Origin of the sequence: Aeromonas allosaccharophila (assembly GCF_016026615.1) — a bacterium.
GTDB classification, from domain to species: domain Bacteria; phylum Pseudomonadota; class Gammaproteobacteria; order Enterobacterales; family Aeromonadaceae; genus Aeromonas; species Aeromonas allosaccharophila.
In genome coordinates, this window is the sequence record NZ_CP065745.1 from 1788042 (window position 1) to 1801844 (window position 13803).

Sequence of the window (13803 nt, forward strand, 5' to 3'; positions counted from 1 at the left end):
AGGTTTATCATGTCTTTTTCAAAACAGTGGAATGATATATATAAAAGTAATGCTCATATGAGCATTTGGCCATGGAGTGACTTGGTATCTAATTTTTATCGTCATGCACACCCTAATAATGGTTTCATTAAGGTTTTGGAGCTAGGTTGTGGGGCTGGGGCTAATATACCATTATTTATTCAGGAAGGTTGTGACTATTTTGCAATAGAAGGGAGCGAAGCGATAGTCTCAAAAATAATCAAAAAATATCCTGAGTTAAATCATAAGGTCAAGATAGGTGATTTCACTAATAAAATGGATTTTTTTAACGATAACTCCTTCGATCTAGTCATTGACCGTGGTTCAATTACTTGCAATGATACAACTTCGATTGTTAATACTTTAAAATGTGCCCTTGAATACCTACGACCTGGAGGAAAAATAATTTGCATTGATTGGTACTCGGATATGCATTCGGATGCAAAGAATGGTGAATATGTTGACTCACACACTAGGAAAAACTTCCCAGAAAATAGTCATTTACATGGGATAGGTAAAGTTCACTTTAGTGACAAAAAACATATTTTACAGATATTTAAACGTAACTGTTCACCCAGATGGCATTGACAGGAAAAAGTGAGACGATCATCCCTTGATCCACTGTTGCCCCTTGCCTGATCCCGCCAGCTTGGCACCATCACGTCATGAGCAAACCCATTACGCCACCACCCGGCCTGCCGCTGACCCTCGAGCAAGCCAACGAGCTGATTTACAAGCTGATGGCGCGCATCGCCGAGCTTGAAGACCGCCTCAACCAAAACAGCAATAACTCCTCCAAGCCCCCCTCCACTGATGGCTCGGGGACCCCGCCTGCGCGCAAGCGCCCCGCTTCCGGCAAGGCTCGTGGTGCCCAGCCTGGCCACAAGGGGCAGCGGCGTGAACGTCATCCTGAGGACGACCGACTGACGGCAATACCACACTATCCTGCCCGGCAGTGCGCCTGCTGTGGTGAGCAGGTGGTGTCCCATGACAAGCCCTACCGGGTTCATCAGGTGTTTGACCTGCCCGAGGTCAGCTATGTGGTGACAGAGCATCAGCTGTATCGGGGCACCTGCCGTGGGTGCGTCACCACCAGTGAAGCAGCCCTGCCCGATACGGTGAGCCACAGCCAGATGGGGGCTAATCTGCTGAGCTATATCGCTTTGCAGAGTGGTCAGTTCCACCAGAGCATCAGCAAGATACAGCAGCAGCTCAAGCAGCACTTCGGTTTGAGCTTTAGCCGAGGCGCCATCAGTGAAGCGCAAGGCCGGGTCAGCGCCATGCTCACCCCGACCCACCAAGCCATCAAACAGCAAGTGCAGTCTGCCGCCATCATCCATGCCGATGAAACCCGGCACCAGCGGGGCGGTGAGCGACGCTGGATGTGGCTGGCCCTGAGCAAGGTCGCGGTCTGCTTCATGACGGCGTTTGGCCGCGGTCAGGAGGCAGCGAAGCGGTTGCTGGGCAGTGAGCTTGATGGGGTGCTGGTGACCGACCAGTATGCGGGATACCGCTTCATCGACAGCGCCCAGCGCCAACTGTGCTGGGCGCATGTGCTGCGCAACGTGGCGGCGATTGCCGAGAGTAGCGACGCCGTCAACCAGCCTATCGGAGCCCGGCTGGTACTGCTGGCTGACACGGTGTTCAGAACCCGGCATGGCTATGAACAAGGCTGCTTAAGCCGGGAGCAGTACCAGCGAAGGTTGCAGCGATGTCGGCAAAGCTGGCGAAGGCAGCTGGAGCGGGGCAGTGTACTGTGTTCCAAGCGCTACCGTGGGCGCTGCCAGTTACTGCTCAAGGACGATGAGATGCTATGGCGTTTTATGGAAAACGACGAGATAGCGCTGACCAACAATGAAGCGGAGCGGGCGCTGCGTGGCTATGTGCTGTGGCGCAAGGGAAGCTATGGCGTCTGGTCGCATCGAGGCGAGCAGTTCAGGCAGCGTATCCTATCGTTGGTGGAGACGGCCAAGCGATTGGGCCGCTGCCCGCAGGAGTGGCTGAGGGCAGTTGTCAGGTCCTGCATCGAGAAAACCGACTACCCGTTCCCGGAGGAGTTGGTGCTGTCAACACCGTCCCGGTGAACGGTTACATTTAAACAGTCAGGTCTTATTGTAGAAAAATTAGAACATAAAGAAAAAAAACAAGAAATACCAAGCAATAACACTCGATTTGCTAGTGTAACCGTTCACCGGGACGGTGTTGACAGCACCAACTCCTCCGGGAACGGGTAGTCGGTTTTCTCGATGCAGGACCTGACAACTGCCCTCAGCCACTCCTGCGGGCAGCGGCCCAATCGCTTGGCCGTCTCCACCAACGATAGGATACGCTGCCTGAACTGCTCGCCTCGATGCGACCAGACGCCATAGCTTCCCTTGCGCCACAGCACATAGCCACGCAGCGCCCGCTCCGCTTCATTGTTGGTCAGCGCTATCTCGTCGTTTTCCATAAAACGCCATAGCATCTCATCGTCCTTGAGCAGTAACTGGCAGCGCCCACGGTAGCGCTTGGAACACAGTACACTGCCCCGCTCCAGCTGCCTTCGCCAGCTTTGCCGACATCGCTGCAACCTTCGCTGGTACTGCTCCCGGCTTAAGCAGCCTTGTTCATAGCCATGCCGGGTTCTGAACACCGTGTCAGCCAGCAGTACCAGCCGGGCTCCGATAGGCTGGTTGACGGCGTCGCTACTCTCGGCAATCGCCGCCACGTTGCGCAGCACATGCGCCCAGCACAGTTGGCGCTGGGCGCTGTCGATGAAGCGGTATCCCGCATACTGGTCGGTCACCAGCACCCCATCAAGCTCACTGCCCAGCAACCGCTTCGCTGCCTCCTGACCGCGGCCAAACGCCGTCATGAAGCAGACCGCGACCTTGCTCAGGGCCAGCCACATCCAGCGTCGCTCACCGCCCCGCTGGTGCCGGGTTTCATCGGCATGGATGATGGCGGCAGACTGCACTTGCTGTTTGATGGCTTGGTGGGTCGGGGTGAGCATGGCGCTGACCCGGCCTTGCGCTTCACTGATGGCGCCTCGGCTAAAGCTCAAACCGAAGTGCTGCTTGAGCTGCTGCTGTATCTTGCTGATGCTCTGGTGGAACTGACCACTCTGCAAAGCGATATAGCTCAGCAGATTAGCCCCCATCTGGCTGTGGCTCACCGTATCGGGCAGGGCTGCTTCACTGGTGGTGACGCACCCACGGCAGGTGCCCCGATACAGCTGATGCTCTGTCACCACATAGCTGACCTCGGGCAGGTCAAACACCTGATGAACCCGGTAGGGCTTGTCATGGGACACCACCTGCTCACCACAGCAGGCGCACTGCCGGGCAGGATAGTGTGGTATTGCCGTCAGTCGGTCGTCCTCAGGATGACGTTCACGCCGCTGCCCCTTGTGGCCAGGCTGGGCACCACGAGCCTTGCCGGAAGCGGGGCGCTTGCGCGCAGGCGGGGTCCCCGAGCCATCAGTGGAGGGGGGCTTGGAGGAGTTATTGCTGTTTTGGTTGAGGCGGTCTTCAAGCTCGGCGATGCGCGCCATCAGCTTGTAAATCAGCTCGTTGGCTTGCTCGAGGGTCAGCGGCAGGCCGGGTGGTGGCGTAATGGGTTTGCTCATGACGTGATGGTGCCAAGCTGGCGGGATCAGGCAAGGGGCAACAGTGGATCAAGGGATGATCGTCTCACTTTTTCCTGTCAATGCCATCTGGGTGAACAGTTACTTGCTAGTTGGGACATTGTTGCCTATAAAAAATTGTGAAATGGTGCCCTGAATATCATAATTCAGGGCATTTAAAATTCAAACCCTCCTGAAATGACTTGTAACTTCAAGGTCACAATTATCCATGTGCTGGCATGCAGTAGGGTACATAATCCGTATCTTCTTTAAAAAATCGATAAATATTTCTCTCGCCTCACTCATTACTTTATTGAAAATACATTCATCACTGAATGAATATAGCATTGTTGTTAAGAATGAGAAAAAATAATTAATAGATCCAACTAATACTCTGTGTATATGTGATTGCTTAGTCGTCAGTAAGTAATTTAAATAGTCATAATGTCGTTGCATCAGTTCAGATATTTCATTTCTATCTAGGTGAACTCTTTCCCACTCTGACTCCATCAATGTTACCAGCTCATCAAATGTCTCAACAGACAGAGCTTCTTTTATATCCTCTATGGATATAGATAGTGATTCAAAGCAATTATTATATATACTTTCTACAATGCTATTTTTATCAATGATTCTCTCTTTAATATTTACATCATAGTATCTTAGCGGTGTGGCTCCTCTAACTAGAGATCCATCACTACAGTTAGAGCAGCTAGCATCAGGATACATAGCAATCACTTTGGCCATTGAGTTTGCAGATAGTCCAAACAGGCAGTCAGAACTGATCTCGCCACCAAAATTAGCAGGAACAAGGAATGTCTCATTAGAGGTAACGGCATCAGTTAATTCTTTAATAGCTGAACCATTATCTTCATAATACGCACTATGACGAGAATGATGATGATTTTTTTCTTTATAGCCATTATCTAGGCCAAACATATATATATTCTTGAAGCCCAAAGTCATGGCATAACTTAAGCCCGTATTTCCCACCAAAGGATTTACGTATGGTAAATAACCAAATTTATGTAAATCAAGTCGATTAAGCATCAGCATAGAAAACATAGCTTCATTATGTTTAAACCCAAGTGCAGACTTGGAAAAATACCGTCTGCAATCCGGGTGTATAACATCAACACTTAAAAAAAGTATATCCTTCAAATACTCTTTATCATCAAATATATCAAAAAAATCAGCCATCGACTTGGTTCTTTCTACTGCGACACATATATCTGGTTTTATTCCAGCCTTATGTAGAGCTGATACAGTACTACCACATGCAATAATAATAGCTTTCTCTTTATTATTTTTAATATAACCAATAGACTCATCCAGTGATGGACCATTGCCTATAACAAAAACAGGTATGTTCCTATAGGATATATCTACCTGTTTATCTTTCAAAAGAAAAGGCACTTCCTCACTTATATTTTTTGCACTGTGGGCAATTGCAAATAGATTATCATCAAAAAAACCCCAGCCTGTTTTCAATAAATAAAACTCTTTTGCTACACGATCTATAAGCGAAAATATTTCTGGGGAAGGATAATGCCAAAATGCAAACATACTTGCTATCCAGAATGCACCTCTCTTGTGAAGCCCTGCAAGCAGGTCTTCGATAATACTATCTTGATCTTGTCCTAAAAAAATATGTAATCCTAATTTCTCTTGTTTCAAATATTTCAGGAGTGGAGCCCAATCAAACGAAAATAATGAAGCATAAAAAATATCCATATCCGGTTCAAATATAAAAAGATTTTTTATGCTACAGCGCTCATATAACAACCCCAATTGATATCCCAAACCGACACCAAACATGAATGCCATTGGCATACTATCTGGAATTGAGGATGTTTTCTCCTGGACACTCTCAGCTTTAATATAACATTCAGCCAACAAATTAAGATACTCGACATGAACTTGATTCATGTCATTTTCACTTACGTTATAAATGAAGCGCTCAATTTGAGATGTGGCTAATACATATTCAATTTGTTCATTAGCCTGCTGATATGGATCATCACCATATAGAGATACATTATCATCTAACCACAGCAAATTCGGTATTCCATTCTCATTGCAAAAAAAACGAAAAGCCCGCTTTGGTTTATATTCTTTGAATTGCATATAAATATCAGGAAGATATTCACTAAATGCAGCCATATTATCAGAAAATCGTTTTGGTAGTACATCCGCCATTGCTTGCTCTTGATTCTTTTGCTCATGTAACCTAATTACTTCACACTCAAGAGATTCTATACTTTTGTCAAAATTCATGAAGAATCCTATTTGGAATATGTCTTATATAGTTGCGATACTTTCTCAGCAGCCATGAAATCTCGTAGTTTAATTTCTATTTGTTTTTTCTGCTCTTCTATCAATACACAAATTTTTTGATCTTGCTCCAATGCTCTCATCGCTGCAGCAACAAAATCAGCTGAATAACTTTCCGCAATACAGTTATCTTGTAGCCATTGTAAACGAAGATCAACAAGCTCGTGAGCAAGATCCAATTTATGATTACAGAAAGCACTCGCAATTCTATCACTAAAATCATTCAAATCATCTGCTTGCTTTGTTGTCATAATGAAGCCTGACGAGCTAAAGCCAGCTCCCTCTCTTCCAGGGGAATAGAATCCCAGCCACTCTTAATCGTCAGCATCAAATCAAAAACTTCATCTATAGGTGCTGTATCCATGTCACGGCTAGCATCCAGTATCCTTTGCTTCATATAATCATAAAGAGAAAAAAGATCCTCTGGTATTTTCCCATATGAAAGATCCAGTGCCTCTTGTAGACCATAAATCAAACCCAATGTTTTTGATATTGCTATAGATTTACCCTCAAAATCTTTTCGCAATATGGCACCTTTAGCTTGGGCTAAACGTTCAATACAGCCTTGCATCATAAGCTGGATAACACGATAAGGATCAGCCACTGCCAGTTCAGATTGAATATTCTGAGTTGTATATGCCTTGATTTTTTTCTGATACATAATTACTCCCATCATATCAGTATAATTTGGCTGATTTTAAACTTTAGCTACTTTTGGTTGATGTCTGGATATTGTTCAAATAAGATGCTGAACGGTTCATTTTGGCTAGTAATGCATCAAGCCCACCATACTGAGCCCGCAGACTAGCTTCATATTTTACTAGCTGTGCCGCAGCATCTGCCTCTTTTTGTGCTAAAGAACGCAGTTCTGTATTAAGCGAGTCTTCTCGCTGTGCAACTAATCCACCACTTTTGGAAAAACTCTCTAATGATGTAGCCAACTTACCAGCGACACCTTTTTCCCCACCAAAAACAGCGACAACTTGCTCGAAATTTTTATCTAATACTTCATTAAACTTTTTTTCATCTAAAGATAGGATACCTTTATTATCCATCTTTATCCCAAGTTGAAAGATCGTAGAAATATCTTTTGATGTCTCCGATGGAGATACAATTATGCTACTCATGAGGTTCACAACACTGCGAGTCATAGAGTCACCAGCCAAGGCACCACCATCATCCTTGGTCACACCCGCCACAACTGAGTTTCTTTTTCCTAACGCATTAGCCTTGCCAACCAGGTCGTTATAGCCAGCAACAAACCCTTTGACCATCTCTTTGATACCATCTTTATCTGTCGTGACATCAATTTTATTAGATTTGGCAAGTCCAGCTGCATCCTTGTCTGAGGTGCGTAATACTGTGAGCTTCAATCCTACGATCGTGCCATCGAATGTATTCGTATCACTGGTCAGTGTGCTGCCATCGACAGAAATTTCCGCACTTCCAGCAGATTGAGTCTTAGTGAGAGCGGAAGTAAAAGGATCCAGCCCACTCGAACTGCCTGTTATTTGCAGATCCTTGCCTGTGCCACTTACACCTGAATCAATTACTAGCTTTGATTTTCCATCGGAAGTATTAATTATATTCGCAGTCAAGCCGAAGTTATTGCCATTATTATTAACCCGCTTACGAATGTCCTGCAGGGAATCTCCATTTTTCACATCAACGGTGAATGTTTTATCACCGGCTTTAAACGTCAAGGTGCCATCTTCGGTGACCAGAGGATTTGTTGAGCTATTGAAAGTCCCTTCAAATTTACTCGTGGTCGCCAATTTATTTACTAATATATTGTATTGACCATTAGATGCTCCTGTTTTACTCTCTGCCTTGAGAACAGGATTATCCTTATCTTGTGTCACATTCACTGAACGCTTATTAAAAGCATCTGTTTTTGCCATCTCTTTGAGGTTAGTAACATAAGAACTGATGGCTGACTTTAGTTGCCCAAGACCAGACAACGTAACCTGAGCATTGACTCTTTTCGTCACTATAGGTTGTTGGATCTGTGCCTTTCTTGCTTCGAGGCTGGCAGATATTACACTTTCCAGATCTATACCAGATCCAGCCCCGGCTGAAGTAATCGCTGCCATACCTCTTTCCTCGCTTGACTTATAAAAATTTAAATTTCGCTATCCAGTAGTAGACCTAGTTTTGACGATGCTCCGAATTCACCTTCACGAAGAGCCTGGATCCGTTTATTTATCGCAAGCAGCTCCTCACTGGGGATCTGCCGGATCACTGACTTAGTGTCCGTATCGACCACTTTGATAACTACTTTATTCAAGTCCTGCTCCATACTGAAACTGACCGTCCACCCCTGCGACGCTCCAAAATCTTGCAATTTTTGTACCTGGATGGCCAGTTCACTTTCACTTTCTTTGCTTGACCGACTTGAAGTAACCGTGACCTCTTTGTCCTCTGATTGCTCAGACTGTATTTTTGTGGATTCTACCAATCTGTCCGAAAGTGTTTGAGCGGCCTGCGGGCCGCTCTTCTCCTTCAACAGTGCGGAAGAGCCGTTAGCAGATGACAGGCTTCCTATATCGATAGTCATCATTTCTCTCCCCTCTTGAGATCATAAATCTGGTGGCCTTAGCCCAGCAGGGACAGCGCTGACTGCGGACGCTGATTTGCTTGTGCCAGAATACTGGATGCTGCTTGCTGCAGAATATTCTGTTTGGTCAAGTTAGCCGTTTCTGTCGCAAAATCTGCATCACGAATACGCGAGCGTGCTGCACTCAGGTTTTCGGATACGTTAGCCTGGTTTCTGATCGTCGAGTCAAAACGGTTCTGCACCGCACCCAGCTCGGCACGCTTACTGTCTACCGATTGGATCATAAAATCCAAGTTTGCCATCGCTAACTGAGCACTAGATGCCGCTTTAATATCTTGAACAGATGCAACAGTAACCGCTGTTGTCAGCTTTGCTACCGCATAAGGTTCATTTGTGGTCGTACCAGCAGCAGATACCGTTGCACTGCCTTGAGTCGCACTCGCTATGCCCGTCAAAGTAAATGCAGATGTCATCTTGAACGAGATGGTCTGCGCGGCATCGGCACCAACCTGGAACGACCCTTTGTAACTCCCATCCAGTAACTTTTGTCCACCAAACGTGGTGTCAGATGAGATGCGATCAATTTCAGTGGTTAATTGATCATACTCTTGCTGCAATGCAACCCGGTCATCCGCATTGTTAGATCCGTTAGAGGATTGCTGAGCCAGAGTACGCATCCGCTGCAGCATAGAGGTCACTTCATCCATCGCACCTTCTGCTGTCTGCGCAACTGAAATGCCATCATTAGCATTACGGTTACCTTGGGTAAGACCATTGACCTGGGAGGTCAAACGGTTGGAGATCTGCAAACCGGCCGCATCATCTTTGGCACTGTTGATACGTAGACCCGAAGCGAGTCGGGTATAGGAGGTATCCAACGCTTTGTTGGTATTCATCAAGTTACGCTGAGCGTTCAATGATGAAATGTTGGTGTTAATGTACATGGCCATAAAATATTCTCCCGAAGAACATGCGACTGCGGGTTGTGCTGACTACGCAGCAGCCCACCAGTTGAAGAGCAGGTTGAACAAGCCTGGCTCTTCTGGCGGGTGGCTGTTTGAACGAACAGGTCACCCGCAGTAGTGCAAACGTTGGATTCCGAACACCCCTCGATTGCCTCACTCTATGTAACGGCTGCGCAAGATTAATGTTTAGGCAAAAGATTGCCGAAAGCGGCAAAAAGATGCCACATAAGGTTTAAGTTACAGCTGGGGACCCAAATAAACCCAAATATAGAGATGAATCGCCCCCAGTTCCCTAGACACCTCACAGCCTTAAAATGAGGCAACTATTGGAGGTGTGAATCGCCCCCAGTTCCCTAGACACCTCACAGCCTTAAAATGAGGCAACTATTGGAGGTGTTATGACCCGTCAGCGTTATCCAGAAACATTCAAAATCGAAGCCGTTAAACAAATCACCGAGCGCGGACGGCCGGTGGCTGACGTTGCACGCGCCCTTGGGGTATCCAGCCACAGTCTGTATGCCTGGCTCAGGCAGTACGGCAAGCCTGCTGACCAGCAGCTCGAAGAGTCTGCCTTGCAAGCCGAGATACGCCGCCTGAAAGCCGAACTGCGCCAGGTCACCGAGGAGCGCAATATCCTAAAGGAGGCCGCCGCGTACTTTGCCAGCGAGTCAAGGAAAGGTACGCGTTCATAACCTCCCGACTCGACCGCTACAGTGTCGTTACCCTGTGCCAGACCCTGGGGGTTCACCGAAGTGGCTTCTACGCGTGGCTGAAACAGCCCACATCGCCACGCCATCAGGAGGACGAACGACTGACCGGATTGGTCAAGCAATCCTGGCTGGAAAGTGGTGCTGTCTACGGTTATCGCAAAATCCATCGCGACCTTCGTGACGCAGGGGAAGCCTGCGGCAAGCACCGTGTGGCCAAATTAATGAGGCGGGAAGGGCTGCGTTCGCAAACGGGCTATCAACGCCGCAAGGGGCATTATGGAGGCAAGAGCCCGCAGGCTGCCCCAAACACGCTGGCACGTCAGTTTAAGGTGCCAGCCCCCAACATCTCCTGGGTGACTGACATTACCTACATTCGCACTCAAGAAGGGTGGCTGTACTTGGCGGTGGTGCTCGACCTGTTCTCTCGCCAGATCGTCGGCTGGGCGATGAAGTCACGCATGACGGCAGACTTGGCGGTTGATGCGTTATTGATGGCCGTCTGGCGGCGCAAGCCCAAGCAGCCGGTACTGGTGCATTCGGATCAGGGCAGCCAGTTTACTGGTGGTGAATGGCAGGACTTTCTGAAGGCCCACAACCTGAGTTGCAGCATGAGCCGACGGGGTAACTGTCACGACAACGCGGTCGCCGAGAGCTTCTTTCAGTTGCTCAAACGGGAGCGGATCAAGCGCAGGATTTACGCGACAAGAGATGAAGCCCGCAGTGACGTATTTGATTATATCGAAATGTTTTACAACCCAATCAGGCGCCATGGTTCCAATGATGGGCTATCGCCGGTAGAGTTTGAAAGGCAGTTTATTTTTCAGTAATAAAGTGTCTAGAAAACCAGGGGCGATTCAATTGAGAAATGCGACAGGAGAAGTACCGCTAAAAAGAAAACCCCCGATGCAGTACATCGAGGGTCTGAGGTCAGCAGCCACTAGCGTTTTTTAGATCTAAACATCAAATCCAAACAGCTAAAAACCATAAGTTACGATCACCGTAGCCACTGCGTGAGCATAAACATATCACCTTGCCTAACCCAGTAGTGACAGGGCTGATTGCGGACGCTGATTTGCTTGCGCCAGAATACTGGATGCTGCTTGCTGCAGAATATTCTGTTTGGTCAAGTTAGCCGTTTCTGTCGCAAAATCTGCATCACGAATACGCGAGCGTGCTGCGCTCAGGTTTTCTGATACGTTAGCCTGGTTCCTGATTGTTGAGTCAAAACGGTTCTGCACAGCACCAAGCTCGGCGCGCTTACTGTCTACCGACTGGATCATGTAATCCAAGTTTGCCATCGCCAGTTGGGCTGATGAGGCATCCTTGATACTCTGAACTGTCGTTACGCCTACAGCAGTACCTGCAACTTGTGTGACTGAATATGGCTCATTTGTCGTAGTTACTGTTACGCTTGCGACAGTAGCACTACCTTTAGTCGCACTCGCTATTCCTGTCAAAGTAAATGCAGACGTCATCTTGAAGGAGATGGTCTGTGCTGCATCGGCACCAACCTGGAATGACCCCTTGTAAGTGCCATCCAGCAATTTCTGCCCACCAAACGTGGTGTCAGATGAGATGCGATCAATTTCAGTGGTTAATTGGTCATACTCTTGCTGCAATGCAACCCGGTCATCCGCATTGTTGGATCCGTTAGACGATTGCTGAGCCAGAGTTCGCATCCGCTGCAGCATAGAGGTCACTTCATCCATCGCACCTTCTGCTGTTTGTGCAACTGAAATGCCATCATTCGCATTACGGTTACCTTGGGTAAGACCATTGACCTGGGAGGTCAAACGGTTGGAGATCTGCAAACCCGCAGCATCGTCCTTGGCACTGTTGATACGTAAACCCGAAGCCAGTCGGGTATAGGAGGTATCCAACGCTTTGTTGGTATTCATCAAGTTACGCTGAGCGTTCAATGATGAAATGTTGGTGTTAATGTACATGGCCATAAAATATTCTCCCGAAGAACATGCGACTGCGGGTTGTGCTGACTACGCAGCAGCCCACCAGTTGAAGAGCAGGTTGAACAAGCCTGGCTCTTCTGGCGGGTGGCTGTTTGAACGAACAGGTCACCCGCAGTAGTGCAAACGTTGGATTCCGAACACCCCTCGATTGCTTCATATTATTTAGCGGCAGCGCAGCGACAAGCTTTAGGAAAATCCTTGCCTACAGCGGCAAGTTTTCTCCGGTAGGAGGCATATAGACAGAGAACCATAACCCTTACCAGGCAGCGTCTGCTTTGATGATGACTCCCTTCATAAGATCAAAAGCGTTGGCATGGTTCATGCTTTGAACTGATAGAGTGACGTCAATTTGACGACACAATAAAAAGAGGCCGGTAAACCGGCCTAAAGATGAGCATATGCTCAGGAGAATATGACCAAGAGTGACAGAACTGAACATCTGGACAACACTTGGCTTTACTAGCAGAGAATTATATCTCTCCCGATAGAACAAGGTGCAAACCCGAACACCCCTTTGTTCCATCTCTTGACCAGGGCGGCCTGAACAACCGCCCTGTTTTTCTTTTGTTAGCCCTGCAACAGTGACAGAGCAGACTGCGGACGCTGGTTTGCCTGAGACAGAATGGTCGATGCCGCTTGCTGCAGAATATTCTGTTTGGTCAGATTGGCGGTTTCAGTCGCAAAGTCAGCGTCACGGATGCGTGAACGGGCTGCGCTGACGTTTTCAGAAACGTTCGCTTGGTTACGAATGGTAGAGTCAAAACGGTTTTGTACCGCACCAAGTTCAGCACGTTTACTGTCTACGGTTTGAATCATAAAATCCAGGTTCGCCATGGCTAGCTGTGCTGAAGACGCATCAGTGATTGTTTGGACTGATGCAGCTGTCACCGCTGTTGTTACCTTAGTCACGGTGTAAGGCTCTGTAGTAGTAGTGAGTGTTGTTGTCGCTACAGTTGCACTACCTTGGGTACCACTGGCAATTCCTGTCAGGGTAAATGCTAATGTCATCTTGAACGTAATTGTTTGAGCTGCATCAGCACCGACCTGGAATGAACCAACATATCCACCAGCCAATAGTTTCTGGCCACCAAAGGTGGTGTCATTAGATACGCGGTCAATTTCCGTAACTAACTGAGTATATTCTTGCTGCAAGGCAACACGATCATCAGCACTGTTAGAACCGTTCGATGATTGTTGAGCCAGTGTACGCATCCGTTGCAGCATGGCAGTCACTTCATCCATCGCCCCTTCGGCCGTCTGCGCCACGGAGATGCCATCATTGGCATTTCGGTTACCTTGATTCAACCCATTGATTTGCGAGGTTAAACGGTTAGATATCTGCAGGCCAGCCGCATCATCTTTTGCACTGTTAATACGCAGGCCCGACGCCAAACGAGTATAGGATGTATCCAATGCTTTGGTCGTATTCATCAGATTACGCTGAGCGTTGAGTGATGAAACGTTAGTGTTGATGTAAAGACTCATGATTCTTCTCCTAAGCTATTAAAATTACTCTTCTATTTGCTCAGGCTTTATTATTTTCTGTGCCCGATGCGTCTTATTTAACGGCTCGTTTTTGGATGTCTTTAGCATTTTTTTCAACGCTTCATCGCATTAACGCCGCTTACCTTATATATCGGCGGGTCGG

At 47.6% G+C, this 13803-nt stretch carries 12 protein-coding genes; 3 read left to right on the forward strand and 9 right to left on the reverse strand.

Translation table 11 applies throughout. The annotated features are described in order from the left end of the window. The first annotated feature begins 9 nt into the window (after window positions 1–9). Window positions 10–606 (forward strand): class I SAM-dependent methyltransferase, encoded by a 597-nt coding sequence (locus tag I6G90_RS07910; RefSeq protein WP_197930618.1) that lies wholly within the window; start codon window positions 10–12, stop codon window positions 604–606. Window positions 607–683: 77 nt separating this feature from the next. Further along, the gene (locus I6G90_RS07915) at window positions 684–2102 is read left to right on the forward strand and encodes an IS66-like element ISAs21 family transposase (RefSeq protein WP_004576012.1); all 1419 of its coding nucleotides are present in this window, start codon (window positions 684–686) and stop codon (window positions 2100–2102) included. A 104-nt stretch (window positions 2103–2206) separates the two neighbouring features. On the opposite strand, the gene I6G90_RS07920 is transcribed toward I6G90_RS07915, so the two are convergent. The 7 genes from I6G90_RS07920 to flaB (I6G90_RS07950) form a co-directional block, all read right to left on the reverse strand. Further along, on the reverse strand, window positions 2207–3625 hold the full coding sequence (locus I6G90_RS07920; protein WP_004576012.1) for an IS66-like element ISAs21 family transposase: 1419 nt from the start codon (window positions 3623–3625) through the stop codon (window positions 2207–2209). Between the two features lie 180 nt (window positions 3626–3805). Beyond that, a complete protein-coding gene (locus I6G90_RS07925; protein WP_197930620.1) occupies window positions 3806–5899 on the reverse strand; it encodes a motility associated factor glycosyltransferase family protein in 2094 nt (697 codons plus the stop codon). A gap of 8 nt (window positions 5900–5907) precedes the next feature. Continuing rightward, a complete protein-coding gene (locus I6G90_RS07930) occupies window positions 5908–6207 on the reverse strand; it encodes a hypothetical protein (protein ID WP_197930622.1) in 300 nt (99 codons plus the stop codon). Further along, window positions 6204–6617, reverse strand: coding sequence for a flagellar export chaperone FliS (gene fliS, locus I6G90_RS07935; protein ID WP_197930624.1), 414 nt, complete (start codon window positions 6615–6617; stop codon window positions 6204–6206). The genes I6G90_RS07930 and fliS overlap by 4 nt, the downstream gene beginning before the upstream one ends. Window positions 6618–6660: 43 nt before the next feature. Further along, window positions 6661–8049: a flagellar filament capping protein FliD gene (gene fliD / locus I6G90_RS07940; RefSeq protein WP_197930626.1), complete on the reverse strand. Its 1389-nt coding sequence runs from the start codon at window positions 8047–8049 to the stop codon at window positions 6661–6663. 29 nt (window positions 8050–8078) lie between these two features. Next, window positions 8079–8516 carry a flagellar protein FlaG gene (locus tag I6G90_RS07945; RefSeq protein ID WP_232254435.1) on the reverse strand — a complete coding sequence of 146 codons (438 nt, stop codon included), beginning with the start codon at window positions 8514–8516 and terminating at the stop codon, window positions 8079–8081. A gap of 35 nt (window positions 8517–8551) precedes the next feature. Then, window positions 8552–9463, reverse strand: a complete 912-nt coding sequence (flaB, locus tag I6G90_RS07950; protein WP_197930630.1) for a flagellin N-terminal helical domain-containing protein — start codon at window positions 9461–9463, stop codon at window positions 8552–8554. 413 nt (window positions 9464–9876) lie between these two features. Between flaB (I6G90_RS07950) and I6G90_RS07955 the strand changes: the two genes are divergently transcribed. Then, a protein-coding gene (locus tag I6G90_RS07955) for an IS3 family transposase (protein ID WP_197930632.1) occupies window positions 9877–11015 on the forward strand; the annotation gives its coding sequence in 2 pieces (ribosomal slippage) (window positions 9877–10114 and window positions 10114–11015; 1140 coding nt in all). A 207-nt stretch (window positions 11016–11222) separates the two neighbouring features. Here I6G90_RS07955 and flaB (I6G90_RS07960) read toward each other — a convergent pair. Both flaB (I6G90_RS07960) and flaB (I6G90_RS07965) read right to left on the reverse strand, forming a co-directional pair. Beyond that, window positions 11223–12140: a flagellin N-terminal helical domain-containing protein gene (flaB, locus tag I6G90_RS07960; RefSeq protein WP_197930634.1), complete on the reverse strand. Its 918-nt coding sequence runs from the start codon at window positions 12138–12140 to the stop codon at window positions 11223–11225. A 582-nt stretch (window positions 12141–12722) separates the two neighbouring features. Beyond that, entirely contained in the window at window positions 12723–13640 is a 918-nt protein-coding gene (gene flaB / locus I6G90_RS07965) for a flagellin N-terminal helical domain-containing protein (RefSeq protein WP_197930637.1), read from the reverse strand. Window positions 13641–13803 lie beyond the last annotated feature (163 nt).

What these genes read in the sequence shown, in the direction of transcription:
- I6G90_RS07925 (WP_197930620.1), bottom strand. Translation starts at nt 5,899, where the DNA reads ATGAATTTTGACAAAAGTATAGAATCTCTTGAGTGTGAAGTAATTAGG.
- fliD (WP_197930626.1), bottom strand. Translation starts at nt 8,049, where the DNA reads ATGGCAGCGATTACTTCAGCCGGGGCTGGATCTGGTATAGATCTGGAA.
- flaB (WP_197930630.1), bottom strand. Translation starts at nt 9,463, where the DNA reads ATGGCCATGTACATTAACACCAACATTTCATCATTGAACGCTCAGCGT.
- flaB (WP_197930634.1), bottom strand. Translation starts at nt 12,140, where the DNA reads ATGGCCATGTACATTAACACCAACATTTCATCATTGAACGCTCAGCGT.
- flaB (WP_197930637.1), bottom strand. Translation starts at nt 13,640, where the DNA reads ATGAGTCTTTACATCAACACTAACGTTTCATCACTCAACGCTCAGCGT.
- I6G90_RS07920 (WP_004576012.1), bottom strand. Translation starts at nt 3,625, where the DNA reads ATGAGCAAACCCATTACGCCACCACCCGGCCTGCCGCTGACCCTCGAG.
- I6G90_RS07930 (WP_197930622.1), bottom strand. Translation starts at nt 6,207, where the DNA reads ATGACAACAAAGCAAGCAGATGATTTGAATGATTTTAGTGATAGAATT.
- fliS (WP_197930624.1), bottom strand. Translation starts at nt 6,617, where the DNA reads ATGTATCAGAAAAAAATCAAGGCATATACAACTCAGAATATTCAATCT.
- I6G90_RS07915 (WP_004576012.1), top strand. Translation starts at nt 684, where the DNA reads ATGAGCAAACCCATTACGCCACCACCCGGCCTGCCGCTGACCCTCGAG.
- I6G90_RS07910 (WP_197930618.1), top strand. Translation starts at nt 10, where the DNA reads ATGTCTTTTTCAAAACAGTGGAATGATATATATAAAAGTAATGCTCAT.
- I6G90_RS07945 (WP_232254435.1), bottom strand. Translation starts at nt 8,516, where the DNA reads ATGATGACTATCGATATAGGAAGCCTGTCATCTGCTAACGGCTCTTCC.